General features: G+C 48.2%; 27 protein-coding genes and 1 tRNA gene. 10 read left to right on the top strand and 18 right to left on the bottom strand.

Features of this window, described 5'->3' with window-relative positions; translation table 11 throughout:
- The first annotated feature begins 74 nt into the window (after positions 1-74).
- Entirely contained in the window at positions 75-560 is a 486-nt protein-coding gene (locus BLV22_RS00140; protein WP_091610043.1) for a macro domain-containing protein, read from the top strand.
- Between the two features lie 63 nt (positions 561-623).
- On the opposite strand, the gene BLV22_RS00135 is transcribed toward BLV22_RS00140, so the two are convergent.
- Positions 624-845, bottom strand: a complete 222-nt coding sequence (locus BLV22_RS00135) for a hypothetical protein (RefSeq protein ID WP_091610041.1) — start codon at positions 843-845, stop codon at positions 624-626.
- Between the two features lie 213 nt (positions 846-1,058).
- Between BLV22_RS00135 and BLV22_RS00130 the strand changes: the two genes are divergently transcribed.
- The 5 genes from BLV22_RS00130 (at position 1,059) to BLV22_RS00110 (ending at position 5,965) form a co-directional block, all read left to right on the top strand.
- Entirely contained in the window at positions 1,059-1,700 is a 642-nt protein-coding gene (locus BLV22_RS00130; protein ID WP_176967574.1) for a methyl-accepting chemotaxis protein, read from the top strand.
- A gap of 57 nt (positions 1,701-1,757) precedes the next feature.
- Positions 1,758-2,732 carry a DUF4003 family protein gene (locus BLV22_RS00125; protein ID WP_091610038.1) on the top strand — a complete coding sequence of 325 codons (975 nt, stop codon included), beginning with the start codon at positions 1,758-1,760 and terminating at the stop codon, positions 2,730-2,732.
- 200 nt (positions 2,733-2,932) lie between these two features.
- Positions 2,933-4,135 carry a DUF1565 domain-containing protein gene (locus BLV22_RS00120; protein ID WP_176967573.1) on the top strand — a complete coding sequence of 401 codons (1,203 nt, stop codon included), beginning with the start codon at positions 2,933-2,935 and terminating at the stop codon, positions 4,133-4,135.
- An 83-nt stretch (positions 4,136-4,218) separates the two neighbouring features.
- Complete coding sequence (locus BLV22_RS00115) at positions 4,219-5,109, top strand: YihY/virulence factor BrkB family protein (RefSeq protein ID WP_342706667.1); 891 nt, start codon at positions 4,219-4,221, stop codon at positions 5,107-5,109.
- An 82-nt stretch (positions 5,110-5,191) separates the two neighbouring features.
- On the top strand, positions 5,192-5,965 hold the full coding sequence (locus BLV22_RS00110) for a Cof-type HAD-IIB family hydrolase (protein ID WP_091610035.1): 774 nt from the start codon (positions 5,192-5,194) through the stop codon (positions 5,963-5,965).
- Between the two features lie 140 nt (positions 5,966-6,105).
- On the opposite strand, the gene BLV22_RS00105 is transcribed toward BLV22_RS00110, so the two are convergent.
- The 15 genes from BLV22_RS00105 to BLV22_RS00035 all read right to left on the bottom strand — a co-directional run bounded on the left by BLV22_RS00105 (position 6,106) and on the right by BLV22_RS00035 (position 20,476).
- The gene (locus BLV22_RS00105) at positions 6,106-6,924 is read right to left on the bottom strand and encodes a glycerophosphodiester phosphodiesterase (RefSeq protein WP_091610034.1); all 819 of its coding nucleotides are present in this window, start codon (positions 6,922-6,924) and stop codon (positions 6,106-6,108) included.
- 283 nt (positions 6,925-7,207) lie between these two features.
- Entirely contained in the window at positions 7,208-7,456 is a 249-nt protein-coding gene (locus BLV22_RS00100) for a hypothetical protein (protein WP_091610032.1), read from the bottom strand.
- A gap of 197 nt (positions 7,457-7,653) precedes the next feature.
- A complete protein-coding gene (locus BLV22_RS14860) occupies positions 7,654-7,821 on the bottom strand; it encodes a hypothetical protein (RefSeq protein ID WP_176967572.1) in 168 nt (55 codons plus the stop codon).
- Positions 7,822-7,996: 175 nt separating this feature from the next.
- Positions 7,997-8,071: transfer RNA gene (locus BLV22_RS00090), tRNA-Arg, on the bottom strand.
- A 156-nt stretch (positions 8,072-8,227) separates the two neighbouring features.
- Positions 8,228-8,695 (bottom strand): hypothetical protein, encoded by a 468-nt coding sequence (locus tag BLV22_RS00085; protein WP_091610029.1) that lies wholly within the window; start codon positions 8,693-8,695, stop codon positions 8,228-8,230.
- A 117-nt stretch (positions 8,696-8,812) separates the two neighbouring features.
- Positions 8,813-10,069: a Glu/Leu/Phe/Val family dehydrogenase gene (locus tag BLV22_RS00080; RefSeq protein ID WP_091610027.1), complete on the bottom strand. Its 1,257-nt coding sequence runs from the start codon at positions 10,067-10,069 to the stop codon at positions 8,813-8,815.
- Between the two features lie 14 nt (positions 10,070-10,083).
- The gene (locus BLV22_RS00075; protein ID WP_091610025.1) at positions 10,084-10,638 is read right to left on the bottom strand and encodes a cysteine hydrolase family protein; all 555 of its coding nucleotides are present in this window, start codon (positions 10,636-10,638) and stop codon (positions 10,084-10,086) included.
- Positions 10,638-11,945: an ArgE/DapE family deacylase gene (locus BLV22_RS00070; RefSeq protein WP_091610023.1), complete on the bottom strand. Its 1,308-nt coding sequence runs from the start codon at positions 11,943-11,945 to the stop codon at positions 10,638-10,640. Before BLV22_RS00070 ends, BLV22_RS00075 begins: the two co-directional genes overlap by 1 nt.
- A gap of 157 nt (positions 11,946-12,102) precedes the next feature.
- Positions 12,103-12,798, bottom strand: coding sequence for a M50 family metallopeptidase (locus tag BLV22_RS00065; RefSeq protein WP_091610021.1), 696 nt, complete (start codon positions 12,796-12,798; stop codon positions 12,103-12,105).
- Positions 12,795-13,277 carry a DUF6884 domain-containing protein gene (locus BLV22_RS00060; protein ID WP_245723983.1) on the bottom strand — a complete coding sequence of 161 codons (483 nt, stop codon included), beginning with the start codon at positions 13,275-13,277 and terminating at the stop codon, positions 12,795-12,797. The genes BLV22_RS00065 and BLV22_RS00060 overlap by 4 nt, the downstream gene beginning before the upstream one ends.
- Before the next feature lie 5 nt (positions 13,278-13,282).
- Positions 13,283-16,360 carry an efflux RND transporter permease subunit gene (locus BLV22_RS00055; protein ID WP_176967571.1) on the bottom strand — a complete coding sequence of 1,026 codons (3,078 nt, stop codon included), beginning with the start codon at positions 16,358-16,360 and terminating at the stop codon, positions 13,283-13,285.
- An 83-nt stretch (positions 16,361-16,443) separates the two neighbouring features.
- Positions 16,444-17,013: a TetR/AcrR family transcriptional regulator gene (locus BLV22_RS00050; RefSeq protein ID WP_091610017.1), complete on the bottom strand. Its 570-nt coding sequence runs from the start codon at positions 17,011-17,013 to the stop codon at positions 16,444-16,446.
- 27 nt (positions 17,014-17,040) lie between these two features.
- Positions 17,041-17,778 carry a TSUP family transporter gene (locus tag BLV22_RS00045; RefSeq protein WP_176967570.1) on the bottom strand — a complete coding sequence of 246 codons (738 nt, stop codon included), beginning with the start codon at positions 17,776-17,778 and terminating at the stop codon, positions 17,041-17,043.
- An 80-nt stretch (positions 17,779-17,858) separates the two neighbouring features.
- Positions 17,859-18,458, bottom strand: a complete 600-nt coding sequence (locus BLV22_RS00040; RefSeq protein WP_091610013.1) for a hypothetical protein — start codon at positions 18,456-18,458, stop codon at positions 17,859-17,861.
- A complete protein-coding gene (locus BLV22_RS00035; protein WP_245723982.1) occupies positions 18,455-20,476 on the bottom strand; it encodes a thioredoxin domain-containing protein in 2,022 nt (673 codons plus the stop codon). The genes BLV22_RS00040 and BLV22_RS00035 overlap by 4 nt, the downstream gene beginning before the upstream one ends.
- Before the next feature lie 157 nt (positions 20,477-20,633).
- Between BLV22_RS00035 and map the strand changes: the two genes are divergently transcribed.
- Positions 20,634-21,374 (top strand): type I methionyl aminopeptidase, encoded by a 741-nt coding sequence (gene map, locus BLV22_RS00030; protein WP_091610009.1) that lies wholly within the window; start codon positions 20,634-20,636, stop codon positions 21,372-21,374.
- Positions 21,375-21,488: 114 nt separating this feature from the next.
- Positions 21,489-23,147 (top strand): alpha-keto acid decarboxylase family protein, encoded by a 1,659-nt coding sequence (locus BLV22_RS00025; RefSeq protein ID WP_091610007.1) that lies wholly within the window; start codon positions 21,489-21,491, stop codon positions 23,145-23,147.
- Between the two features lie 52 nt (positions 23,148-23,199).
- Here the strand turns inward: BLV22_RS00025 and BLV22_RS00020 are convergent, their stop codons facing one another.
- Positions 23,200-23,625: a MaoC family dehydratase gene (locus BLV22_RS00020; protein ID WP_091610005.1), complete on the bottom strand. Its 426-nt coding sequence runs from the start codon at positions 23,623-23,625 to the stop codon at positions 23,200-23,202.
- Between the two features lie 391 nt (positions 23,626-24,016).
- Between BLV22_RS00020 and BLV22_RS00015 the strand changes: the two genes are divergently transcribed.
- Both BLV22_RS00015 and BLV22_RS00010 read left to right on the top strand, forming a co-directional pair.
- Entirely contained in the window at positions 24,017-24,844 is an 828-nt protein-coding gene (locus BLV22_RS00015; RefSeq protein WP_091610004.1) for a manganese catalase, read from the top strand.
- Positions 24,845-24,980: 136 nt separating this feature from the next.
- Positions 24,981-25,469: a hypothetical protein gene (locus tag BLV22_RS00010; protein ID WP_091610002.1), complete on the top strand. Its 489-nt coding sequence runs from the start codon at positions 24,981-24,983 to the stop codon at positions 25,467-25,469.
- A 208-nt stretch (positions 25,470-25,677) separates the two neighbouring features.
- Here BLV22_RS00010 and BLV22_RS00005 read toward each other — a convergent pair whose 3' ends face one another.
- Positions 25,678-26,127, bottom strand: a complete 450-nt coding sequence (locus tag BLV22_RS00005; RefSeq protein WP_245723981.1) for a hypothetical protein — start codon at positions 26,125-26,127, stop codon at positions 25,678-25,680.
- Positions 26,128-26,429: the final 302 nt, after the last annotated feature.

Genomic DNA, 26,429 nt, shown 5'->3' with positions numbered 1-26,429 from the left:
TCTCCTCCCTGCCGGCTGGAAATTCTGATATGCTGATGACGGAATAATAGCGCAGAAGGAAAGGGAGAGAAAATATGCTTAGTGCAAAACGAGGAGATATTACCACTGTCACCAATGTCGATTATATTTGCAATGCTGCCAACGGGCAGGGAACGATGGGCGGCGGCGTCGCCGCTGCCATTAAAAAAGCTGGTGGAGAGACTATTGAGCAGGAAGCAGCAGCCTACTGCAAAAAGTACGAGCCGAAGCGCGGCGAGCTTTACACGACTACGGCTGCCAGTCTTCCGTATGAAGCCGTCCTTCATTTAGTAACGATGGAAACCCCGGAGGAAAAGTCGAACTACGACGTAGTTTATTCCTGTCTGCAGTCGTTAATACACTACTGCCAGGAGAATCACATCTACCGGGTCGCCCTCCCGGCGCTTGGTACCGCCACCGGCGGCCTTGACCCAGACACCGTCGCGATTTACTACCGGGAGCTGCTGCACAACGTACGGGAAATTCAATTTATCGCTGTCGATATGGACGAAACGTTCATTCAGGCGCTCGAAGCCGAATAGACAGATGCAAGCCCCGGGATAAAAACCCCGGGGCTTTTCATATCATTATTTCAGGCCTCCCCTCTACTTATCCATATTTTCTGCTTCCTGCCGGCCTGCAGTCTGCACCGCATGGACGACAGCAATTGCAGCCACAAAAATAGACGGCACGTACACTGTAACGAGCAGGCTCACATACAGGACAAAAAACACTGCAGCCCAGAGGTATTTTTTAACATACACCTGTCCCGCCCCGGGAATGAAAAGAGACAACAGCCCCGCTATCCACATCTTTTTGTTTCTCATGTTCTATCCCTGCTTCCTGAAAATTTTTAGTTCTTTATGAATATTAATATTTCTTCTGCCGATATAAGAATTACTGTCTTACATACTTTTATTACATCGGGAGGCTATTAATATGCTGTTTTCAGCAAAACCATCATCTGCACCAACTTCACAATTTCCAGGGGACACCCATTCCGGCAGCCGAAGGAGGTTTTTAACCGGACAAATACTTCTGTGGCTTCGCTTACTGCTACGTCCAACAGGGGCGTTACCATTTCAAAAGAAAACGTCCAGAGCAGCTCCGAGGCCGCTTCTCAATCCGAGGAAGGCAAGCACGAGCTCGAACAGCACGGAAAGCATATGAAAAGCCTCCAGGAACTCATGGATTTTATGCGCACCGAAACGGGTGAACTTAAAGCAAGTGCAGCTAAAATTGATGATATCACAAACATCGTCACAGGGATTGCTGAGCAGACGAATCTTTTGGCCCTGAACGCTTCAATTGAATCTGCCCGGGCCGGGGAGCACGGCCGCGGATTCGCGGTGGTAGCCACAGAAGTCCGCAAGCTTTCCGGTGAGACAAAAAAATCAGTGGACACGGTATCTGAACTAGTCCGGAAAACAAATGACCAAATACAGCTTGTGAGCACTCACATTGAAAACGCGGACAATCAGATCAGTGATGACACAAAACGGGTCCATGAAATCAACAGCATGTTTGACGGTATCGTGCAGGAAATGGCAAAAAGCCGAAAGCAGAGCAATGAGGCTGAGGCAGAAGTTCATTCGCTTATCCAAGGGCTGCGCGAAGTCGAGCAGGCCATTTCACAGGTGGGAAGTTCTGTTTCCTCTCTCCATGATCTGACGCAGGAATAATAACCCCCGGTTCTCGTGCTATACTTATACTATAGCCAGAGAAAAGGAGGCCCTCAGATGGAAACTCAGGAACAGCTTACAGATATTACAAAACAGTATTTGCACACCTATGAGGCGTTAAAGAAAAAATATCCGTGGCACCATTCAGACGCCCGCATGTTCATGCTGATGGCATCGATGTACTCCCTGCACCAAAAGTCGTTTGACATTGATCGGTTTGACCGTCTCCAGCAGACGATTAAAAAGAAAAACAGCTGGTTTTCACCGCTGCGGTCCCACCAGCGCTTTCCAATCGCTGGTATGCTTGACTGTTTGTCCAGTCAGCCCGAAGACAGCTGGACCGGTTTTAAACAGCTCTACAGCCAGTTGGTTCAGGGACCGTGGGGGCGCGGCACTTCTACGTACGCCGCCGCTTTATCGTATTACACATTCTTCCGGGACGACTTTTCAGCTGTGCCGGCATTTACTGCCTGGTACGAATTTCTGCAGGAATCCTTTCCGGATTTAACGAGTGCGGATTATTACCCTCTGCATGCGCTTTATATTCATCAGTTCCCTGGGAATAAGGAACAGATGATTGAGCATATGAACAACGCCCATCATCAGCTGTTGGAGCGGGACTTTAAAAAAGGAAATCAAATCCAGTATCTATCTTTTTTAGCTGCTCTGAATCTTGAAAATATAAACGAAAATGCATACTTTGAACGTTTTGACGACATCCTTGACCAGTGGCAGGCCGGTCAGTGGCACGTACGCCCGTTCTATTACTCGCTCCTGGGAGTACTTGGGTTTACACCTTCTTTTTCATCCATTATTGATGATGCCCGGAGTGTGCATGCCCTGCTGGCTGAACAGAGTGAGTTCCGGCGATTTCAGCATTTTGCGGTTCATATCTCCATACAGATTGCTGTGGCCCATCACGCTTCTAACCAAGGCGGCAGCCTCACTGCAGCATTAATCGACACGCAGCGGGCTGTGGCCCTGCAGGCCCTGAATTCTTCAACCTCTGCTTCAGCGGCGATAACGCTGTAAAGTAACCTGAAGGCGCACAATACTTGTGCGTCTTCTTCCATTTTATAACTGTTGCAATTATTACAATTGTGCTACGATAGTTTCTGCTTATTTACATACGCTCAACGTCTCATCAGTTCACAGGGAGGGGGATTCAGTTGCCACGTTTTTATTCTGTTATTATAATGCTTTTTTTCTTACTATTTATAAGCGGATGCGGCATGCTTCCTTTTTCTGCTGATTCCGGAGAGAGCGATGAGGGAATATTTGTCTCCCCTTCAGGAAATGATGAGCAAAACGGCACCATTGATGCGCCTTTTCAATCTGTTCAAAAAGCTGCTGATACCGCGGAAGCCGGAGATACTATTTATTTACGCGAAGGCACCTACCACGAAAACGTGAAAGTGAGCCAGCAGGGCGAAGAACAGCTTCCCATTATCATCCGCCCGTTTGAAAATGAAAACGTTGATTTAAAAGCAGCTGGTGAAAAGCCGTTTTTCTCTTTAAAAGATACCGAATACATAACGATTAAAAAATTCACCTTTCATCAGGAAAATACGGCCTCTATGATCGCTTCCTCCGGAGAAACCCGGGCCCTTCAAATACTTGATAACCGCTTTTTATCATCTCAAAAAGCGGAAGAAGAACCTGGATCAGCAGTCCACATAGCCAGTTCGGACGCAGACAGCATTCACGAGGACACGATTATAAGCGGCAACACTGTCGAAAGATGGAAGCATTCCCCCGCCTTTTCACTCCTCGGCAACATTACATCGTTTACGGTCTCCCATAACCGCTTTGAAAAGGCTTCGGGAACTTCTCTCGACCTTCAGGCAGTGCCCGGGGAAGTGAACGGCCGTGTGCCGTCCGAGGGCAACGTAAAAAACAATATTATCAATTCTTCGAGCGGAAGCCCCGGCCCGGGCATCGCTATCGAGGGTGCCCATACGATCGCTTTTTCACATAACACTATCCGTGGGGGTTCGGTTGGCACATTTATCCGCAATACCTCCTTTGCGGAAACGGAGGATCTTTCGTTTAAAAACAACGTGTGGCAGGAACAAACGTCGGCCGGAACGGCTCTGGTTCAGGGACCTGCCGAACGCCCTATCAGCCGTATTTCTTTTTCAAAGAATGTCTGGGAAAACGCGCAAGGCAGCCGGGACTCCGCCCAACTGCGTATACAGTCCTCCATACGGCATTTAAGCGTCATTAACAACGAATTTAAAGGAAATACGTTTAATGGATTTTATATTGATGCCACCGAAGATATCAGCACCTATGTTACCCTGAAGGATAATTCATTCCCTTCTTCTTCCAAAGCCGAATGGAAATGGGAGGGGCGTAAATTCCGGGATCTCGTTACATTCCAGCAATATATCGAACAGGATGCCCCGGCCTCTTCTTTCGGAGAAACTGAGTAGAAGATCCGGCCGCTGCGGGGGTCCAATGATCATAACCTGTGCAGCAGCTGTGCACAGGTTTTTTCCTTTCTATCCCTAACCTTTTGTATAATGACAGGAGAACAGTCCGAAGGAGTGGTAGTATCAAAAGCATAACTGCTTTTATTCAAAATCTTTTTTCAGAATTAATGAAGGATAACGCTGCCGGCCTTGCTGCTCAGCAGGCATTTTATTACCTTTTATCCATTTTTCCGCTGCTTATTTTGTTTCTATCGCTTCTTCCCTACTTTAATATCGATGCCGACCGGGCTGTTTCACTTTTGTACCAGTTCGTCCCTGCAGAGGCTGCTTCCCTGTTTCAGGATACGATTGAAGATACAATAAACAGCTCGAGCAACGGGCTGCTTACCATCGGGGTCATTGGCACGATATGGACAGCCTCCAACGGGCTGAATGCTTTTATCAAGGCGGTGAACGGGGCTTATGATGTTACCGAAACACGCTCCTTTTTCAAGGTGCGGCTGTTGTCTGTCGGTTTAACCTTTGGATTAATGCTTTCCGTTATTATCGCGCTCTTTCTTCCCGTATTCGGCAATTTGATTTTGTCAGCGGTGCAATCATTTATTTATGTCCCGGAGGATACTGTTTTTCTTGTTCAGCTCCTGCGCTGGCTTATTACTATTTCGATCACTTCGGTCATTCTCGCCATGCTCTACCATCTTGCACCGAACAATAATATGCCTTTTTGGTCTGTTCTGCCGGGAGCAATGACAGCGACACTGCTCTGGCAAGTAATTTCGCTGGGGTTTTCCTTTTATGTCAACAACTTTGCCAACTATGCCTCCACGTACGGCAGCCTTGGCGGCGTTATCGTGTTAATGCTGTGGCTGTTTCTCGTTGGACTGATTCTTGTTATTGGCGGAGAAATTAATGCTCTTGTCTACCACCGGAGGCAAAGAAAGCATCCGGCTCCACTGCTTCATGATTACTATTAATCCCTTTTGACTCTGCATTGGTAGAACGCAGATGATTGTAGTATACTAAACGGGCAAAAGCGTAGAAAAGGAGATCCCATACATGAGTAAAAAAATGATTTTTTTCGATATCGACGGAACACTGTACGATGAAAACAAACAGCTGCCTGCTTCCACCAGAGATGCTATCCACAGGCTCCGGAGCAAAGGCCATGACATCGCGATATCCACCGGAAGAGCCCCTTATTTGTTCGACGATCTCCGGGAAGAACTCGATATCCACACGTTTATTTCATTTAACGGTCAATTTGTGAAATACAATGGAAATGCTATTTATCAAAATACGATTCCCACTACCACACTTCAGTCTCTGCAGTCCTTCGCTTCTGAAAAAGGACATCCGATTGTATTTATGGGCAGCAGTGCCATGAAAGCTAATATTGAGTTTCACCATGATATTCATGAAAGTATTACAACACTCGGCGTAGAGCATCCGGAATTTGATGCTTCGTTTGCAGAACAGAACAATATTTACCAGGCACTTCTGTTTGCCCGGGAGGATGAGGGTGGCCGTTATGCAGACCAGATGCAGGATCTGCGGTTTGTGCGCTGGCATCCTTATTCACTCGATGTTATTCCTCCAGGGGGATCTAAAGCAAACGGCATCAAAAACCTAATCGCTGAAGCCGGCATCAAGCTTGAGGACTGCTATGCCTTTGGCGATAATTACAATGATGTAGAAATGCTTCAGTATGTACCAAACAGCGTTGCCATGGGTAACGCCCCTGATGAGGTTAAAAGCTATGCCCGCCATATCACGGCCGACGTGGGTGATGACGGCATTGCGCGCGGTCTCGAAAAAGTAGGACTGCTCTAGCAAACCAGCTGCCTTCGCATAGTATAATGCATAATTAAGAAGCCCCTTTATAAAAAGGCGGCTTTTTTACTGTATAAATTAATACATAGTAAAACGATTTCGGTAAATGAAATTTAAAATGGATGCAAAAAAAGGAAACCTTATTCTTTGGAAGGTTCCTTTTGATTCGACGGTGCTGATAGTTTTGATGGTTCTGTTTGTTCCGTAGGCTCCGGTTCTTCTGGTGGTGCTTGTTCAGGGGGGTGCAAATACTGCTGGAGAGCCTTGGGTTTATTTGTAATAATTCCCGTGACGCCGGCATCTATTGCTTTTTTCCACCCGCTTTTTTTATCAATAGTATAAGGAATGACTTCAAGCTCTGCGTTAATAGCGTCATCAATCCAGGATTTATCTATCGTGCGGTAATGAGGATGAAGCTCCGTAGCCCCGACGATTTTAGCGTATTCACATGGGCGGTACAGGTGTACCGCGTAAAGAATAGCGATATTGACCTCTTCCGACAGCTCCCGTGTATAGGCCATCGATCGGTGGTTAAAGCTTGATACTGTAGCTGATTGTATTTTTTCATAGTCATTCAGCAGGTTAATTACAGCTTCTTCAAGCCCTTTATGAGCAATATTGGAATTTTTTAATTCAAGCACCAGCTTCGTCTCTTCAGTGCTTGTTTCCTGCAGCAGACGTTCCAAACTGACGATTTTTTCCTTCCGGTATCGTTTATGCATCCACGCCCCGGCGCTTAAATCCTGCAGTTCTCTGTATGTATATTCATGAACACTTCCGGAAGCGCCAGTCGTTCTTTTCAACAGCGTATCATGGATCAGTACCGGAACCCCGTCTTTTGACAGCTGTACGTCTGTTTCAATTGCATCCGCCCCGTCTGTAACAGCCTGACGGAAAGCCGACATGGTGTTTTCCGGGCGGCGGTCTGAAGCCCCCCGGTGCGCTATAATTGAAGTCAAAATATCTTTCCTCCCTGCACATAACCGTACAAAACCCGCTCTTTGAGAGCAGGTCCCGGCCGATGCCCTACTGTCGGTTATTATCGTTCTCTTCTGCTTTTTCGCCTGCTTTTCATAAACCCCATCTGCAGTCTAAGCTTGTCTTAATTATATACTCACATTACGGGCTTTGAAAATCAACCATTAACGTTTTCTCTAAAAAAACAGAAAGGCGTTCGAACCGGCTTTTCATACTTTCTTCCAGTAAAGCAGAACAGACAGCTGCAGTTACAGCAGATTTATTTTAATTATTTTTCTGCGTTTTTTGAGACAGAATATATCTTTCACTGATACCAAAGAAACGCACTTCCCCACTGCTGTTGGACGAAACGGAAGATGATCCCGAAGACACGTTTGTTTCTTTTGATAAGCTATTGACTTCTTCGTGCATCTGAATCGTCTGAATGCTCGATTCTGTATCATACCAATGGTATCCGAACAGACCGGCAATCCCCATACCGACCACCGTAATAATTGTATAAAATTTCCCCATGTCCCCCACTCCAATTGTGTTTCATATGATAAATAATGATATGACTGCAGCCCCCTGCCGCAGATCCATTTATTTTATATAAGCTCTAGTTATTACCCTATATTATACACCTCAAAGATGATACAGGGTTTAATCATTTTCGTTTATTTATGAGCTTAGCCCTACGAAATACAAAAAAACTCCGCCAGGGCGAAGTTTTATAACAGCATGGATGTATTTAATAGTACAAGCGCAAGCAGCGAGCTTCCGTATAACAGGGAACACAGCTGCCTGTTTTCTTTTGTGTCTGTATTAGTGGTCCACAGGCCATAAAAAAGATAAGTGAGCACGGCAAACAACATCAGGGATAAAATAATAATAATCATTTTAACTCCCTTCCCGTTTTTTGTCAGAATCTTTAATTTAATTTTAATCCATGCGTTCGCGCATTTCAAATCTTTTTCACTATTAGACACATATTTTCTCTAAGGCAACTTTTATAACGAACCCGGATTAAACAACAAACCCCCGGGCGCCGGCCCGGGGGTTACTTATATATTATGGCGCCCTAGGCAGGATTCGAACCTGCGACCTACAGCTTAGGAGGCTGTTGCTCTTCCCCTGAGCTACTAGGGCTTATGTGAATTAATATGAATACATGGGTTTTTACTGCAACGAACAAAGCCAAATGTAAGAATACGTGTAAATATGCCTGTTGTCAAGATTTCCTTTCGAAAGCACCTGATGAAAGAAAGCACCCAACCATCAAGTTGGATGCTTTGTGCTGTTTTGTTATTTCGTTACTTTATATTCACGGAGCATGTGGGCAAATATCTGCTCTATATGTTTTTTCTCAAGCTTTGTGCAATCTTTTGGCTTTTTTCCGGCTTCGGCAATTACCCATTGGTTGCTGCGCGTGTCGATCAGATACAGTTTATCGTTTGGAAGGAACACCTGGCTGAGCGATTTCTTTTTAGGTTCATCCAGTGTCAAATCAACCATGACATCGATATTACGGTCAAAGTGACCGCTGACGGATCCTTTTAATTCAGACTCCAGAAGTTCAATGGTGAACGTTTCATCCCTGAACCGTTTTCTGTAGTCTTCTTTTTCCAGCTCGCCCTGTTCCACAATTTCCATTAATATTTCGTCGAAATCTCCCCAGAGCTTATCAATACACTTGCTGATACGTTTCATTTTTTCTGCTGTACTGTCTTCTGTGTCGTTTTTATGAAAATCAAATTCTTTTGACCAATCCATCTAATCCCTCCTAGAACTCTTAACAGTTTTCCTTCCCGTTTCCGGAAAAGCTCACACTAGCATTTTATCTTGTTGGAGCCCCTGTGACTATAGATTCATGCAGAATTTGTTAATTTTTTAGATCCAGCCCCGATACTTCATAGCTTCCTGCAGCCGGTCCATGGCAAAAATCATGGCACCGTTTCTGTTGGTCGTCTTGTGTTCGTAGGCTGATTTTTCCGTTTGTTCGTATGCTTCGAGTATAAATGCCTTCATCCGTTCATTAATCACATCTTCAGACCAATAGTAGTTCATGTGGTTCTGAACGGATTCCAGATACGACACGATAACACCACCGGCATTCACTAAAATATCCGGGTATACTGCCTGCCCCTGGTCCTTTAAAATATGATCGGCTTCCGGTGTCGTCGGTCCGTTTGCAAGCTCCATAATTTTCGGGGCTTTTATCCGGCCAGCATTCTCTTCTGTAATAACGCCTTCCATGGCAGCCGGTATCAAAATATCAGTATCAGTATAAAGAATATCCATGGTATTTTCCAGCATATTGTTTTCTCCGTAATCCTGAAGGCCGTTCTCCCCCGCTTTTGCCTGCTGGGCTCTCGGAATATCAAGACCGTTCTTTTCATAAAGGGCGGCTTTGGAATCGCTGACACTCACAATTTTACATCCTAAATCGTACAGCAGTCTCGCGGCGATCTGTCCGGCGTTGCCAAAACCCTGAACGGCTACACGTACATCTTCGGCACGTTTGTTTTCCTGCTCAAGCATTTTTTCGATAATGTACACAGCGCCTTGGGCCGTTGCTGATTCCCTTGCTTTTGAACCGCCGACAAGAGGCGGCTTGCCGGTGATAACACCGGGCTCGTGACCGCCGGCCATCCGGGAATACGTATCCATCATGACGCTCATGATCTTCGGATCCGTATACACATCCGGGGCCGGCACATCTTTATTGGGTCCAAGAAGGTCAAACAGTGCCTCAGTGTAGCCTCTGCTTACCTGGCGAAGCTCCCGGTCACTCAGCATGGAAGGATCACAGACGACCCCTCCCTTTGCTCCGCCGTGTGGAATCTGCACAAGCGCACACTTAAACGTCATCCAGGCGGCCAGCGCCTCCGTTTCCTCTTCATCTGTCTGTGGATGAAAGCGAAGCCCGCCCTTTACCGGACCGAGCACATCATTGTGCTGCGTGCGGTAACCGGTAAACATCTGAGTATGTCCGTCGTCCATTTCCACCGGGAACTGGACCTCCACTTTTCTTTTCGGGTATTTCAGTATTGTCTCTACAGTGTTTGGCAGTTGAATAAGCCGGGACGCTTCAGCGATCTGCTGATGCACAACGCCGAGCGGTCCCTGGTTGTTTTGTCCGGTCATGATGTTCTTCCTTTCTATCGGACTGATGCCCCTAAAATGTTTTCTGCGTGTTTTAGCGCAAACGCGTGTCCTGCTTCGTCAAAGCTTGCTACAGCGTCCTGATGAATGACGATATCAAAGCCTTTATTGTAGGCATCCACTGCTGTATGAAGAATGCAGATGTCGGTACAGACCCCCGCAAGGTGAAGCTCAGTAATACCCCGTTCCCTTAATTTTAGTTCCAGGTTTGTTCCTGCAAATGCACTATACCTTGTTTTGTCCACCTGCCAAACATTCGGCTGGTGTCGTATAGATTCATACAGGCTCTGAATGCTTCGATACAGATCCCTTCCCTTTGTATCAGCTATGTTGTGGGGAGGAAACAGCTTCGTTTCCGGATGATAATCGTCCCCTTCTTCATGGCGGTCGAGCGCAAATACGACAAAATCACCGGCGGCCTGATACGTTTCAATTAATTGATAAATGGCACTTTCGATTTTCTGTCCCGGCTCCCCGCAGGTGAGTGCCCCCTCCTCTGCCACAAAGTCCATCGTGTAGTCAATCACAATCAAGGCACGCGAATAGCTCATCAGCTTTCCCCTTCCTTTTTATAAATGCCGCACCAGCGGATTAAAAAGTCTGCGTACACCTTCGTTACGTTTTTTACACTTTCAAGGTCCACCCATTCATCCGGTTCGTGCATTTTTGCACCTGATGGTCCATAGCATGTAACCGGAGTATCATAATAAAGGCCGTAATACCGGGCATCCGTCGTTACCGGAATCGCCTGTCTGCCGCATTGTTTTCCGGTCACCAGTTCATGGGCTTCATCGAGTTTGGCAAACAGCGGGTCTTCCTCGGGCATCACCATCCCCTCCGCATGAAAGCCGAAGGATTCAAAGGCCGGGGGATGCTCACGGAGCCACTCATCATCTTTCGTTTTATCCAGAATCCAGTCGATTAAATCCTGTTTGCCTTCGGCCGGATCTTTCCCCGGATAAACCGCAGACCGCACCTCAAGTGTGGCTTCTACAGGAATATTGGAGGCAAAGTCCCCGCTGTGCATCGTTCCCACCTCCACGTCTATCGGTTCTTCCATATGGGCAAATTCCGGCGGCTTTTGTTCATCCCGGTTGACGTATTCCCGGTAGCTCTGCAGAGCCTCAATCACGCTCTGCGCTTTTTCGATGGCATTCGCTCCGACACCGGTCTGATCCGACTGGAGGTTGCTGCTCGTATCAATATGAATGCGGAGCCAGATGCTTCCGAGCTGGGCGGTGGACGGACACTGCCCGAACGGTTCCGGAATGAGAACGGCATCGGCCAGATGCCCGGCGTTCGCTGCAGCGAGCGTCCCGTTGCCTGTCGCTTCTTCTTCGATAACTGTTTTGATGGAAAAATCAGATGCCGGTTCGTAGCCTGCCTCCCGTATGGCTTTATAGGCATAAATCATTGCCGCAACGCCGCTTTTCATGTCGAGCACCCCGCGTCCGTAAAGACGGTCTCCAATTCGCTGTGCCCCCCACGGATCCACGCTCCATTTGTGCTTTGGTTCCGGACTTACAACGTCCACATGGCCCTGAAACAGCAGACTGCTGCCTTCAGACTCCCGGGAATTGCGCGGTGCTTTCGCCACTACTACCGGCCGGCCCGCGTAGGACCACTCACTTGGGGAGTAGCCCGGAAGAGAGCTGATTTCTTTTTCATCGACATCCACTGTTTCCACGTCCATCTGCAGCTCGTTCTGAAAAAAATTCTTTAAGTATAATTGAAGCGATCCTTCATATTCGATCGTGCTCGGAAACCGGGCGATCGTCTGTAAAAACTCTATTTCCTCTTCCCACAGCTTATCAACTGAAGCTAATACTTTTTGACTCGGATTGATGGTCTCGGTCACTCGCTCTCCCTCATTTCTAAAAAAACTCTTTTTCTCTCTTCAACTCTTCCCATTTTCACTTCAAAGTATGCTTCCGGTTTTAAAGTATTCCTTTTTATACAAACAGCTTCGGGCTGTAAATGCCGCCCATTTCTGCATATAAAAAAAGAGAAAACGACTAAGCGTTTTCCCCATGAATCAATGCGGTACTGTCCCACTGCAGCCAAAAACCAGCTGAAAACCATGCGGCAGCAAGCGCCAGTGTAAAAAAGAGCACGCCCCATACCTGCGCGGGGATGCGGCTTACCCGGTGCATCCCGGTAGCATCTCCGGCATCCGCCGGAGCCTTCAGACTCCGCTGCAGAATAATCCAGGCCGACCGGACCGACTGAATAACCAGCAGTAAGCCGAGGATGAACATAATCCACATCATAAGCATGACCATATTTTCAATGAGCAGATACAAGCCTCCACCTGAAGCTGCCAGTCCCCAGATAATTCCGGCAGGGTTACGCACCCAGAGAAGCGTGTTCCAAATGAGCAGGCCTACGAGGCCAATCATGAGTCCGCTGTACCATCCGGAAGTAAATATCCAGCTGTAAAGAAGAGCCATCCCGCTTGCAAAAGGGTAACCGGCGAAGGTTGTAAGCGCCTGGCCAAGCTTCCCTTTATAGCCGGTTTCAGCAAGCCCTTCCCTCGTATAAAATAAAGAGATCGACCGCACTTTCCCGCCGGTGGCAATCGCCATGAAGGCATGCCCATTTTCGTGCACCATTGTTTGAAACAACGATAGATAGGTGCCGAGCATGGGGGTATACGTAAGCGCCGTTAACACGACCGCTGCTGTCAGAAAAAACAGGACCGTTTCCATCATGACTCTTCTTCCCGGGCATGAAGGGGCAGCGGGCGGTGACTTGCTACCGCCTGCTTTAACGCCTGCTGCATGTATCCCATCCCGCGGTATTCCCGGAGCGGGAAAACGGTTCTTTCCATCGGCAGTATCCTGGTGACGACCGGGTCGTATTTTTTGCCGAGCAGTACTACATACCGGTCGTACTCATTCATCTGCTTTTCCTGCCACTGCCGCATACAGAAAGACCATGAGGCCTCCTCCTGCTGTCTTTTTCCAAATGTAACATCGTAATTTGTATCAATAAGCTCCTGCGGATACATAAAACCGTGTTTGCCGGAGAGCACGACCCACTGGTCAGTGAATGCCTCTGCGTAAGCCCGGCACAGCTGATGAAACGTACTCTGGTACACGTGCTTTACAGGAAGCGGCCCGAGATCCGGCTCCGTGTCCCAGGCTTTTTTCGCTCCACAGGGAATAATCGCGAGCTGTTTCAATGCCATTCACCTTATTTCTTAGATTTTCGTACGCGTCGTTTTTGGTCGCTTTCCGTTTTCCAAGTATACAGCGCCGGCACCAATAAAAGCGTCAGCACTGTGGAAAAGACAAGGCCGGTCACAATCGCTGTTCCGAGCGGCTGAAAAAGCGGATTGTCCCCAAGAGCGATCGGAAGAAGGCCGGCAATCGACGTCAGACTTGTCAAAAGAATCGGCCGGAACCTTTCTTCCCCGGCTGCTACGACGGCTTCTTTCACGCCTTCACCTCTCCGTATGCGCTGTTCCATAAATTCTATCATAACGACCGCGTTCCGTACGACGATACCGGCGAGGCTGACTGCCCCCATCATCGACATGAATCCGAGTCCTGTCTGGGTAAGGAACAAACCGAGAATGACCCCCGCGATTGCCACATACACTGCACTCAAAACGATAAACGGAATACGCAGGGAGTAGAACTGCAGCGCAAACAATATGAGCAGCAGGAAAACCACTACAATGAATATCTGTCCAATATCAATAAAAACATCATTTCGCTCGGACGTTTCGCCCCCTACCTGGACGTTGACGCCGCCGTATTCATTTTCAATTGATTCGAGAGAATCCCCGGCCGCTTCTAAAATCTCGTCCTCGGAAGCATCTCCCGGATAAGCCCGGATCGTAATGGTACGCTCCGTGTTTTCGTGCGGGATGGCGGAAGTCGTCGTCTCTTCTGCGCCCTGTCCCAGGTCATTTAACGTGACTGCTTCCCCGCCTTCGTCTCTGGCCATAATGATTTGGTCCAGGTCGCTGTTTGTCACCTGCTCCCCGTTATCATACATTATCTGGACCGGCACAACTTCATTATCCGCATTCCACTGGCCAAACGGCAATCCTTCCCCGAGCAGGCGGAGTTCTGTACTTATGGCCTCGTTGGTTACACCTGTACCCTCCAGGGCTTCCCTGTCCTGCTCGAACCGCCACTCATTTATGTCCTGATTGGCGTTCGAAACCGCTAAGTCAACACCTTCTGTTTCTGCAAACAACGATTCAACCTCCGCTGCAGCAGAAAACAGTTCATCCGTTTCTTCTCCGGAGAGTTCGACTGCAATCGGGGCTCCCACCGGAGGACCGGATTCGACGATCGACCCCTGGGCTTCAACGTTGTCAAAGGTGTTTCGAATCTCTCCCGGCCATATTTCGCTTCCTTCCCTCGCTGGAATTTCTTCAGGGTTTACGTAAACGAGAAAATTCATATCATTCGGCCCGGCAGCGCCGCTTCCCGATCCACCCGAAAATACGGTAGGAATTTCCGTCCCTGCATATGAAGATACCGACGTTACTCCTTCTCGTCCCTCCAACCATCTGCTGACTTCTTCCGCCTCGGCTTCCGTTTCTTCAAGCGGGGTATTTTCCGGCACAGAGGCTTCGATAAATACTTCCTCCCGTTCCGTATCCGGGAAAAATTCGAGCGGTGTGTAAGGTACGAGTGCAAATGCCGAGCTTCCGAGTATCAGGCCGGTAAGCGACACAATAACCGGTCGCTTCACGACACGCGTCAGCACGCGTTTGCTGTACCATCTCGCTGAGCGGTCAAGAAACGCGCCCAGAAAGCCCGGCGACGGGCGCTTGTCCTTCTTTTTTCTTCTTTTTTCTACAATGCCCCGGTAAATAGGGATAAAAAAGATCGCAAGCAGCGTAGACGAAATCAATACCGTAATCAGTACTACAGGCAGCGGTCGGATAAATGAACCAGCCGCGCCCGGAAGAAATAAAAGTGGGAAAAAAGTGAATACGACGGCAAGCGTCGATACGATAACCGAGACAAGCACTTCCCGCACCCCGTTGCTGGCTGCGTCAATTGGACTGTCGCCCATCCGGAGCCGGCGGTCAATGTTGTCATTTACAACAATCGCATCATCCACAAGAATCCCGAGCGAAATAATAAAAGCAATTAAAGAAATTTGATTCAAGCCGACATCCGTAAACGGAAGAGGAATCATCCCGATCGCAAGCGCCGCCGGGATCGATATGGCTACCGACAGCGCGGTCCGGATCCGCAGACCGATGGAGCATACGATTAATACTGATACAAATGCCACTACAAACGATATCGCCAGACTTGAAAATAAATCCTCCACGACCTCGCCCTGCGTATAGAGCTGGGTCAGCTCCATCCCTTCAGGCAGCTGCTGTTCAAAATCCGCTATCACTTCATCTAAATTGCTTTGCGCCTGTGGCACGCTCGCGTTTTCCGCGAGAAAGAATGTTACCGACAGGGCCGACTGCTGATTATACTCCACCTGTTCCTCTCTAGGAGCGTATGTGTTTTCTACTGTTGCAACATCGCCAAGCATGATGCTTTCACCATTACTCTGCTGCCCCGAACTTATTTCAACGTTTTCCCAGTCTTCCGTGTTTTCAAGTGCTTCAAGCTCTACCTGATACAGCTCTCCATCCCGCTGCCATTCACCGGGCGGAACGACTTCCGAGGCCGAAGAGAGCGCCCCGATAACCTGGCCGGACTGCAGCCCTTCCTCCTCCAGTGCTTCACTGTCGAGACGGACCTGCAGTTCACGCTCCACGTCGCCAGTGATTTCCAGACTATCGATGTCAGGTATCCCGGTGAACCGCTGCTCCCAGCCCTCAATCAGCTGTACCGCCTCCGGAACCGATTCTTCCTCTACCGTCAGCTGATAGATAGCGAGTCCCTGCTGGCTCAGTTCACTGTTGATGGTCGGCTCTTCTGCATCATCCGGAAACGAGGCGCTTACCTGCGACAGCCTCTGCTCGAGACTGTTCCACACCTGCTCCGGATTCTCAGTGTTCTCATCAAGCTCTACAGTGATGGACGACAGCCCGGGCGAAGAGACCGAAGAAATCGATACTGTGGCCGATTCGTTATCAAGCTCTTCTTCAAGCTGGTTCGTGACCGTCGTTTCCACTTCTTCGGCCGAGGCTCCGGGGTACACCGTAGTCACCTGTCCCACCGGTGGATTTGTTGATGGAATTTCTTTTTGTGGCAGCTGGAAAAAAGACAGCGTACCGACGATAACAAGCATTACAATAAACAATAAAATCAGCTTCGGTTTTGCAATTATTTTTTTCACGTTTCTCCCCCCATTATCAGTATCCCCAGTATACTTTGTTTTGAACGAAAATGACACTAGTGTCATTTAAATTTAAAAATTATTTATGGGTGCTTGATGCCGTTCAAGAAAATATTATAAATAGTCTCCACCCATTCCTCCTCGCTCAGGGACGGATCCGGCGCCTGCACGGCCACCATCAGCATCCGCGTGATTCCATGCGTAGGAAGATCGCCGCGGATGGCTCCTTCCCTTTTGCCGGCTTCGATCAGTGTATACGCCCGGCTCCCGAGTCGGCCCAGGTACTGCTGGAGCTGCTCTACGTTTATTTCCACCTGGGCTGAAGCATGGTGGTCCATGACCGGGAAAATATCAAAGGCCTGATGAACCGATGCCTGCTGCACCCACACCCGGATATAAGCCTTCATCCGTACTGAAAAGTCTGTCTGCAGGTCGGCTTCATCGAGCTGGGCAAATACCTGCTCCAGCTTGTCGAGCATATAGGCCGTCACTAATTCTTCTTTTTTAGCGTAATAGTTGTAAATGGTGCTTCTCGCCACTCCGAGGCGCTCCGACAGGGCTTTGAAATGAAACGAATGGTAACCTTCGTCCATGATTAACTTTTCCGTCTCCTGAAAAAGCGTTCTGCGGTCAATTGTTCGCTGCCTCGGCATCAGGGACTCCTCCTTTCCATTTTAGTTTTAAGCAAAAAACAGCATATTGAGGCCTGCCAGGCCAATAATAACGGCCGTGAGTGTACGAATGTGCTTTTGCGGCAGCTTTTCGAAATAGCGGATGCCAATTCTTGTGCCAAGCAGCACGCACACGATTCCTATCGGAATATAAAGCAGCAGTTCCCCCGAAAAGTCGCCGGCACCCGCGTGGGCAAGGACAGTGAAAAGACTTCCGATTAGAAATGTAATCTGCAGGTTTGCTGTGTAATGATATTTGTTTGCTGTCGTTAATAGAAAATAAACAACAAAAAAAGGACCGCCAACGCCAAACACTCCCCCTACCAGCCCACCGCAAAAGCCAAGCGTCAGGGGAACCATTTTCGACACTGGCCGCAGTTTTTTCTCCGGTTTTTGGGCAAAGGTATACACGACCATACCGAGAAGCACAAGGCCGAGTACTTTTTTTAGAATGTCCATTTCCCCAAAGTTATGTAGTATAAAAAAAGCTGCAAACCTTCCTGCTGCGGTAGCTGCAAGCAGATATCCGAGCTGCGCCCACTGGATATGCTTATACACCTTGCCTATAATGCTCAGTGCGGTGATAACCGACAGAGAAATAACGAGGAGTGAGCTGAACTGCAGCGTAAAGAAAAACGGCACGAAGCTCATCACGAACAGCCCGAAACCAAAGCCGCTGACGCCCTGAATAAAACTTCCGGTAAAAATAATTACTGCGATTAAAACAAATTCCACAATGGCACTCATGTTGTCAGAACCCTTCATTGCATACTTATGCTATTATATCACGCTTTAAATAAAGATAGAAAAAACGGGAGCGACTTTTGTCACGCCCGCTGATTCGCTGCAAAATAAATCATAAACTCATACAGATGCATCGGCCACTCCCGTTTGGGATGTTCTGCCGGCCAGTGCTGTTCAAGGTATTCAGGATACGTCCCGAGCCAGTCGTATGCCACCAGGTCGATCAACTCGGGTGTATGCGACTTCATTCCATTATAGTACCGGTATTTGGCTTCCTTCTCTTCTTCAAGCGGAGATTTCCGCTTCGGCCACCGCCATTTTTTCTTTTCCTCCTGCTGGATGAATACATACCGCTGTGACAGATGAAGCCGAAAATCCTGCAGACGCTTGCGGTAGTAATCGTCGAGCTCATAAAGCTCCGGCCAGGGGTTGCGGAAATAGTGCATCCAGGCCTTCATAAACGGCGCCAGCACGTCTCCTTCCACGATTACCGGTACGCCTTCCTCTTCCCACTGCTTTGCCTCCCGGTTCCGCAGTCGTTCGGCCTCGACCCACTCCCACGGGTCCTCAGGAATCTCATCAAGACGTTCGATCAGCTTTGCCTCGGGAAAATAACGCTTAAGACGTTCGGACAGATCCGGAATCCACGCGTTGTTTTCTGCTTCCACCGTAATAATTGTCATTGTTCGCCCTGCTTCACGCCGAATAAATATTTCATGCTTTCCGTACTGTGTACAGGCGCATGGCAGGAAAAGTCCCGGCAGACATAAATGGTGGTCTTTCCGTCCTGCACCGGATAATCCTCTACAAACGGAGCCGCCCGGCTGAGATCAGTGCCATCTTCGGCGACCACGCTCGTCACTTCCGGATGAAACGCACGCTGAATGTAGGTTTTCACCCGAAACGCTTCGTCATCCTGCGCAGGCCGGATGACTACTTCCTTTCTGTCTCCGTGAAAAAGAACCAGCCCCTGCATGAGATGCCCAAAAGCAGTCGGCACCTGTTCGATCGAAGCCGAAAAAGCTTCCCACGTTTTTTCGGCTGTTCGTTCAAATTCCATATTGCCGGCAAGACGGGCAAGCCTCATCAGCTGTACCGCAGCTACGCTGTTTCCAGAAGGTGCGGCTCCGTCAAACGCTTCCTTCGGCCGGAACAGAAGTGATTCGCCGTCGGAGGCGGTCAGAAAGAACCCACCGTTTTCCTGATCGTAGTAGTACTCAATCATTGTTTCTGCCCAGGCGGCCGTTTTCTCAATATACTCCGGCTTCCACGTCGAGGCGTAAAGCTCTGTGCTTGCCCAGATCATATTGGCATAATCATCCACGTACGCATCATACTGCACGTCGCCATCCTTCCAGCGGGCTTTGAACCGGCCATTTTGATCCTGAAGCCGGGTTTCAATAAAACGGTACGCCTGCTCAGCATATTCCGTCCATTCCTCCTCCTGGAACACCCGCCCTGCTTTAGCCATCGAGGCAATCATCCAGCCATTCCAGGACGTAAGTATTTTTTCATCCCGGAACGGACGCACACGCTTTTCCCGATGTTCATATAAGGCCTGCAGCGCCTCGCGGCGTTCGGCATCGCTCCACCCGGCCGTCGGGCGGTTGATCCGGTTGGGTATGCTTTTTCCTTCAAAGTTTCCGGCGGGGTCGATACCGTACTCAATCGCAAACTGTTCGCCCCGCTCTTCCCCGAGCACGTCTTCAATCTCTTCCGGGGTCCAGACGTAAAATTTGCCTTCTTCCCCTTCGCTGTCGGCATCTTCTCCGCAGAAAAACGCTCCTTGTTCATGCGTAAGATCCCGATGGACGTACTCAATAATTTCCTCCACCACTTCTTTGTATCTTGTCTCACCCGTCAGCTGGTAGGCTTCCGTATAGGCCATCAAAAGCAGCGCGTTGTCGTACAGCATTTTTTCAAAATGGGGCACAAGCCACGCCTCATCCGTGGCGTACCGGGAAAATCCACCGCCAATATGATCTCTGATGCCTCCTGAAGCCATCGCATCGAGCGTCGAGGTGGCCATGTACAGCGCACCCTCACTTTCAAACTGATGATAGTAATGCAGCAGGTACATCACGATATGCGGGCTTGGGAATTTCGGTGCAGAACCGAACCCTCCGTAGGAGGAATCAAACTGCTGCGTAAAGGCGCGGAACGCTGCATGCACGTTATTGATATTCAGCTGTCTCGTTTCAACAGCCCGTGGCTCGAGTGCTTTGGAAATATCATCTCCCACCTGCGCCACCCGTTCAGGATCGTCCCGGTAAATATCTGAAAGCTGGCTAAGAACATCCATAATCCCGGGCATGCTTCCCATTTGATTCCGCGGAATATAGGTCGCCGCATAAAAAGGCTTCTGATCCGGTGTAATGAAGACATTCAGCGGCCAGCCCCCGTGACCGTTCATGGCCTGGCATGCTGACATGTAGATGGCATCCACGTCCGGGCGCTCCTCCCGGTCCACCTTCACCGGAACAAACTTTTCATTTAAGACCGCTGCCACTTCTGCGTTTTCAAAACTCTCCTTTTCCATTACATGACACCAGTGACAAGTCGAGTAGCCAATGGACACCATTAAAGGTTTATTTTCTGCTTCTGCTTTCTCAAAAGCCTCCGTTCCCCATGGATACCAGTCCACCGGATTGCTTTTATGCTGCTGGAGATAGGGCGATTTTTCGTATTGTAGACGGTTCAACCAATCACGTCCTTTCTTATTAGTATTTATTCACGAAAAAGAAGCCGCCCAAACAATGAACACATTTTCATCACGCAGACAGCTTCCCCTTAAATTTTTTATGATAGAATCTAAATGAAATGATCATCATAAAATGCTTAAAAAGTGAGGATACACAATGATTGCAAAAACAGAAGAAGATTTTCAGGGATTACGGGAAATTGGTGAAATTTGCGGAGCGATTCGCGACAAATTAGTCCAGGCAGCTGAGCCGGGGATCACAACAAAGGAACTCGATGGTATTGCAGAAGAGCTTTTTGAACAATCAGGAGCTCAATCTGCCCCAAAGGGAGTGTACGATTTTCCCGGGCAGACGTGCATCAGCATCAATGAAGAAGTCGCGCACGGAATTCCGGGCGAGCGGACCATTCAGGAAGGCGATCTTGTCAATATTGATGTCTCGGGCTCAAAAAACGGTTATTTCGCCGATACTGGAGTTTCCTTTGTGGTCGGTAATGCTGAACCAGTTTTACAGAAAATTTGCGATGCTGCGAAAGAAGCGTTTGACGCGGGCCTTGAGAAGGCAAAGCCGGGATCGAAAAAAAGCGCTCTCGGAAAAGCTGTACACAATGTGGCTAAAAAGCACGGATTGACTGTTATCAAAAATCTTACCGGCCACGGTATTGGGCGCTCGATTCATGAGCCGCCGGAGCATATTTTCAGCTACTTCTCCCGCTGGGACGATGAAATTTTAAAGGACGGTACGGTCATTGCCTTTGAGCCTTTTATCTCTACATCTGAAGAAGAGGTTTTCCAGTCTGACGATGGATGGACGCTTTTGACTGATAACAGTTTTGTGGCTCAATACGAGCATACAATTATTCTTACTAAGGACGGGCCGATTATTACCACATTGTAAAAGCGCGGTTCTTCTGTATTTATTCACTGCTGCAAACAATTGTCCTCCTGGTTTATGTCTAAATTCCTGCTAATACGGGAACAGCCTACTATTATCCAGTTCAGGAGGTACATTATGGCAGCACAACAAACAGTCAGTTCCTTTTTATTCGACTGCCTTGAAAAAGAAGGCATTACAGAAATATTCGGCGTACCGGGCGACTATAACTTCGCCCTGCTGGATGAACTCGAAGCTTACAGCGGCATACGCTTTGTCGATAACCGGAATGAGTTGAATGCCGGCTACGCCGCTGATGGGTATGCGCATGTCAAAGGGCTCAGCGCCTTGATCACCACGTTTGGTGTCGGGGAATTGAGCGCTTCAAACGCTGTCGCCGGCGCCTACAGTGAACACATCCCTTTAATTCAAATTGTCGGGTCCCCGGCTTCTTCCATGCAGGAAAATGGTGTTAAAGCCCATCATACCTTGATGGACGGCGACTACTCGGTATTTCTTCGTATGCATAAGGAAATCACCTGCTACGCAGTGAAAATCACTGCTGAAAACGCCGCCGCAGAAATTCCGAAAGCGATCGCTTCCGCTATCCGCGAACGAAAGCCGGTCTATATTGACGTTCCTCAGGACGTGGCAGCCACCTCCATTGAAATGCCGGGCGTGCAGCAGGAGCTCTCTTATATGAGCGACGAGCTGGTGGTTCAGGAAACAGCCCAGCTGATGAAAGAAACAATCGATCAGGCAGAAAAAGCAGTGCTGCTTGTGGATATTTTTACGTCCCGCTACCATATGGAGAATATTATTTTACAGCTGGCGGAGCACTTAAATATGCCAGTAGCCCAGATGATGCAGGGAAAAAGCGGATTTGATGAGCAGCACCCGCTGTATATCGGCATATACGGCGGTGCCTTTGGCAGCCAGCAGGTGCGTGATTACGTAGAAAATGCCGATTTAATTATTACTGCCGGCCTGCTTGAATCCGACTTTAACATGGCGAAATTCACCGCTGATCTCCCGGTGGAAAAGCGGATTGACATCCAGCCGCGGGATATTTCCATTCAAAACAAAGCCCGTTACAACACCGCGGTCGAAGAAGTAATTGATGCCCTTACCTTGATGGAGTGCCGTACATTTGAAAAACCAGGGTATTTTCCGTCCTTCTATGATTTCCCGTCCGAAAATTATTCTGAAAGGCTGCTGGCGGAAACGTACTACCCTATTATTCAAAAAATGCTCCGGCCCGAGGATATTGTTGTCGTTGAAACCGGCACCTTTTCCTACGGCATGCCGCATGTACGTCTTCCTGAGAATACGCTGTTTATTTCCCAGGGCTCTTGGCAGAGCATCGGATACGCCCTTCCGGCAGCTTTCGGGGCCCAGCTTGCAGCTCCGGAGCGGCGTGTGCTTTTATTTATCGGGGACGGGTCGTTTCAGCTGACAGCCCAGGAGCTGAGCGCAATGGCCGAACAGAATCTGAAGCCGTTGATTTTCTTTTTAAACAATGACGGCTACACTGTAGAACGTTATTTGAATACCGAAAATACGCACGCCCGCTACAATGATATACCGCGCTGGGACTACATTCAGCTTGTAAAAAGCTTTTACCCGGACGCTGAAACGATAAGCGTTTCCACCTCTGCTGACTTCGGGGAGGCTGTTGCACGGATCGACCGGAAAGACACACTCCATTTCATTGAAATGAACGTTGATGACCAGATGGATGCCCCAATCCACTTGAAGCGGCTTCGTGAATTTGCCGAAGGAGGCAGCTCACAGTAAATACGATAAAGCCAGCCCTTTATGACAACGGGCTGGCTTTTTGTATACGGTATTAACGTTTAATCAGGGCCGACAATTCGCTTTCAAATACCTTCGTATTTTTTTGATTGTATGTTGTGAGCATCACCGTAAGAATACCTTCCGTTTCTCTTTTTGCTTCTATCTTCGTCACTTCGGCATATGCCCGCAGTTCGTCTCCCGGATACACCGGCTTCATGAATTTAATGTGATTCATTTCCGTACCGGCTACAACATCGTCTCCGTACATCCCTGTCTCTACCCAGAGTTTAAATGTGATGCTGATCGTGTGAATGCCCGAGGCAATAATACCGTTGAATCTTCCTGCTGCGGCCTTCTCTTCATCTATATGCATATACTGCGGGTCAAATTCACGCGCAAACCGCAGAACGTCCTCCTTCGTCACCCTATATGTATCTGTTTCAAATATCTGTCCCAACGTAAATGTTTCAAGCTTCATTTTTCCCCGCCTTCCTCTGCCTCCCGTATTAAACCATTTATAAAAACAGCATATTTATATTAGCATACTTCCACCTGGCTTATAAAAATCTTCGCAGCCCTAATAATTCTGCAAGCTTTTAAAATAAATGGTACCTCTACGTTTAAACCTTTCACTTATTGGCTATAACATAAGCAGTACAATATATTGCATGGCGGGAATAACCAGATAAAAAGCTGAGTTATGAGCCAGAGAAGGGAGACGCCTCCTTTTTCTGGCTCTTTTTTTATGATTTTGGAAAGAAGGCCGGGCCACCAAGCGTCAGGGCGGTATGTTGTTTTATTCATAAATTGGACGATACACACCTAATTGGACAAACTAACTATTTACTACAAAAAGGAGTTATTCATTTATGTTTTTTCACCGTAAAGAGCTGCAATTTCACGCGAAACCAGATCGTCCGGATCCCGTCTATGCCAAAAAGCTGCAGGAGATTCTCGGCGGCCAGTTCGGTGAAATCTCTGTCGCGATGCAGTACATGTTCCAGGGCTGGAACACCCGTGGCAACGAGCAGTATAAAGATTTGTTGATGGATACCGGCACGGAAGAATTTGGCCATATCGAAATGATCGCGACGATGATCGCCCAGCTGCTCGATGACGCGCCTGTGGAAGAACAGGAAGAAGCAGCGAAAAATCCCATTGTCGAATCCATTATGGGGGACATGAACCCGCAGCATGCGATCGTTTCAGGTCTTGGCGCCGTGCCTAAAGACAGTGACGGTGTCCCCTGGAACGCCGGCTATATTATTGCGAGCGGCAATGTGCTCAGTGATTTCCGGGCCAACCTTAATGCCGAATCGCAGGGACGCGTTCAGGTAGCCCGTTTGTATGAAATGACCGAAGATAAAGGTGTCCGTCAGATGCTTTCCTTCTTACTCGCCCGGGACACGATGCACCAGAACCAGTGGGCCGCAGCGATTAAAGAACTCGAGCAGAAAGAAGGCTTCACGGCACCGTCGACCGTACCTGCCCAATGGGAAGCAACCGAGTTTTCCCATCAGCTGATGAACTTCTCGGAAGGGGAGCAGAGCGCAAATCTCAACTGGCTGAAAGACAAAGCACCGGACGGCCAGTCCTTTGAATATGTATCCGAGCCAAAGGCCCATGGCGGCAAGCCTGAACTGAAGCCTGCTCCTGAATATATGCACAACACCCTGCCAGACATGGATAAGAAATAAACAGAGACAGTAATTCTCTGAACTTGAAGCTCAGCCTGTTTTATAATTTTCGCCGATAAGGAAGAGAGGCACTTCTCTTCCTTATTTATCACCGGATTAATCACCTGTAGATCTTAAATTTAAAAGGAGGGTACCCATGACGAATATGGCTAAACAAAACATCATTCCGATTGCGATTTTGTCCACAGTAATTGTCGGAAGCGGCATTGCCTGGTTTACAGTGAAATCATCCAGTTCAGAAAAAGAAACCGGCGAAAATAAAAACTTAGGGGTCCGTGCCCGGGAGGCCGGTGAAGGCATTGATAAGAAAGAAGTAAAAAACGGACTCCAGCGCTCCCTGGAGCTCATTAAAACGACAGGTGTTCAGATGCAGACAGTTTATGAAAAATACGGCAGAGACCTCATTCAGCAGCTTCAACAGATTCAGCAGGAATCGAAGACAATCGTTGAGACCGCCAAAGAAGCCAGCGAAGAGATTGAGGATACTGTGCAAAAGGAAGGAAAGGAAGCTGTACAGGAGGTGAAGAAAACGAAAGACGAAGCCAAACAAAGCCTCTCCCAGGATGATAAGAATCAGAACAGCTCCTACTCCCATAATCCCCGTGGCCCGTTTGGCTCCAATTAAAATACCCGGCTGCAGGAAATCACCGGATTGGGGAGCCGCTGCTCTCGTGTCCCGCTGGCGCTCAGGTTCGTATTCAAACATATACACAGCAGATGCCTTCTGCTCCTTTTTATTTTACCGGCAAATAGTTTTAACCAGCGCCAATGTTTACACTTCAGTGGACATATTCCCTGTACAAAAGCCATGGCTGCAGACGCCGTGGCTTTTCCTATTTCTTCGTTTCGGCTTCCACCTTTAGAGCTTCAAGGATAAGGCGCTTGAAAAAAGGCGTCATGCTTCTTAACTGGCTGACACTATAAATTCCTACATAGTATTGGATAACCAAGCCATCCACAAAAGCTACCAGCACGGAAGCTCCGTTATTTGTGTGAACGACGGGATACTTTCCGCTTTGGTCAAGCTGCTTCAATTTTTGCTGCAGATGCTCGACCATTTCGTTAAATGAACCGCTGAACGTAGCCCTATAAATCTCATTTCTCGTGTAACGGCTTAAAACACTCTTGATATTTTCTATATTATTTTCGTTGTATGCCCAGGAATCATACAAAAACTGTTCAACAAAGTCCTCAATATTTTTGCTTTCATTGCTTTTCACGGCTTGAACATAGTCCTCTTCCAACTGCTGCAGCAGCTCATCCATATCGTGGTTGTTGCTCATAATAGTATACGCTCCTTTAATGACTTCTCCCCTTCATCTTTGTTTCCCCTAAGAACTGATGATAAGACTGCTTTTTAACTTAAGAATTTTCTTTAATTTCAAGTAAATTTAATTCCTTTTCGTTTTGCTAAAAGAAAAAAGAGTAAGCCCTTATTCCCATAAAGGATTACTCTTTTTGCAAATGGTTACCAGCGGGCGGTGACCACCTTCTTGCGGGTGTAGAACTCCACGCCGTCCTTGCCGTTCGCATGCAGATCACCGTAGAAGGAATCCTTCCAGCCCGAAAACGGGAAGAACGCCAT

Source organism: Marinococcus luteus, from assembly GCF_900106595.1.
GTDB classification, from domain to species: domain Bacteria; phylum Bacillota; class Bacilli; order Bacillales; family Marinococcaceae; genus Marinococcus; species Marinococcus luteus.
The sequence above is the reverse complement of the archived record's forward strand: the minus strand, read 5'-3'. Positions and strand labels throughout refer to the sequence as shown.

Excerpts from the sequence above, each read along its gene's own strand:
- BLV22_RS00110 (WP_091610035.1), top strand. The coding sequence starts at position 5,192 with ATGAGTAAAAAAATGATTTTTTTCGATATCGACGGAACACTGTACGAT.
- BLV22_RS00075 (WP_091610025.1), bottom strand. The coding sequence starts at position 10,638 with ATGAGCTATTCGCGTGCCTTGATTGTGATTGACTACACGATGGACTTT.
- BLV22_RS00025 (WP_091610007.1), top strand. The coding sequence starts at position 21,489 with ATGGCAGCACAACAAACAGTCAGTTCCTTTTTATTCGACTGCCTTGAA.
- BLV22_RS00040 (WP_091610013.1), bottom strand. The coding sequence starts at position 18,458 with ATGACAATTATTACGGTGGAAGCAGAAAACAACGCGTGGATTCCGGAT.
- BLV22_RS00080 (WP_091610027.1), bottom strand. The coding sequence starts at position 10,069 with ATGACCGGACAAAACAACCAGGGACCGCTCGGCGTTGTGCATCAGCAG.
- BLV22_RS00050 (WP_091610017.1), bottom strand. The coding sequence starts at position 17,013 with ATGCCGAGGCAGCGAACAATTGACCGCAGAACGCTTTTTCAGGAGACG.
- BLV22_RS14860 (WP_176967572.1), bottom strand. The coding sequence starts at position 7,821 with ATGATTATTATTATTTTATCCCTGATGTTGTTTGCCGTGCTCACTTAT.
- BLV22_RS00135 (WP_091610041.1), bottom strand. The coding sequence starts at position 845 with ATGAGAAACAAAAAGATGTGGATAGCGGGGCTGTTGTCTCTTTTCATT.
- BLV22_RS00010 (WP_091610002.1), top strand. The coding sequence starts at position 24,981 with ATGACGAATATGGCTAAACAAAACATCATTCCGATTGCGATTTTGTCC.
- BLV22_RS00060 (WP_245723983.1), bottom strand. The coding sequence starts at position 13,277 with ATGGCATTGAAACAGCTCGCGATTATTCCCTGTGGAGCGAAAAAAGCC.
- BLV22_RS00085 (WP_091610029.1), bottom strand. The coding sequence starts at position 8,695 with ATGGATTGGTCAAAAGAATTTGATTTTCATAAAAACGACACAGAAGAC.
- BLV22_RS00005 (WP_245723981.1), bottom strand. The coding sequence starts at position 26,127 with ATGAGCAACAACCACGATATGGATGAGCTGCTGCAGCAGTTGGAAGAG.
- BLV22_RS00020 (WP_091610005.1), bottom strand. The coding sequence starts at position 23,625 with ATGAAGCTTGAAACATTTACGTTGGGACAGATATTTGAAACAGATACA.
- BLV22_RS00120 (WP_176967573.1), top strand. The coding sequence starts at position 2,933 with ATGCTTCCTTTTTCTGCTGATTCCGGAGAGAGCGATGAGGGAATATTT.
- map (WP_091610009.1), top strand. The coding sequence starts at position 20,634 with ATGATTGCAAAAACAGAAGAAGATTTTCAGGGATTACGGGAAATTGGT.
- BLV22_RS00140 (WP_091610043.1), top strand. The coding sequence starts at position 75 with ATGCTTAGTGCAAAACGAGGAGATATTACCACTGTCACCAATGTCGAT.
- BLV22_RS00100 (WP_091610032.1), bottom strand. The coding sequence starts at position 7,456 with ATGGGGAAATTTTATACAATTATTACGGTGGTCGGTATGGGGATTGCC.
- BLV22_RS00065 (WP_091610021.1), bottom strand. The coding sequence starts at position 12,798 with ATGATGGAAACGGTCCTGTTTTTTCTGACAGCAGCGGTCGTGTTAACG.
- BLV22_RS00015 (WP_091610004.1), top strand. The coding sequence starts at position 24,017 with ATGTTTTTTCACCGTAAAGAGCTGCAATTTCACGCGAAACCAGATCGT.
- BLV22_RS00125 (WP_091610038.1), top strand. The coding sequence starts at position 1,758 with ATGGAAACTCAGGAACAGCTTACAGATATTACAAAACAGTATTTGCAC.
- BLV22_RS00045 (WP_176967570.1), bottom strand. The coding sequence starts at position 17,778 with ATGAGTGCCATTGTGGAATTTGTTTTAATCGCAGTAATTATTTTTACC.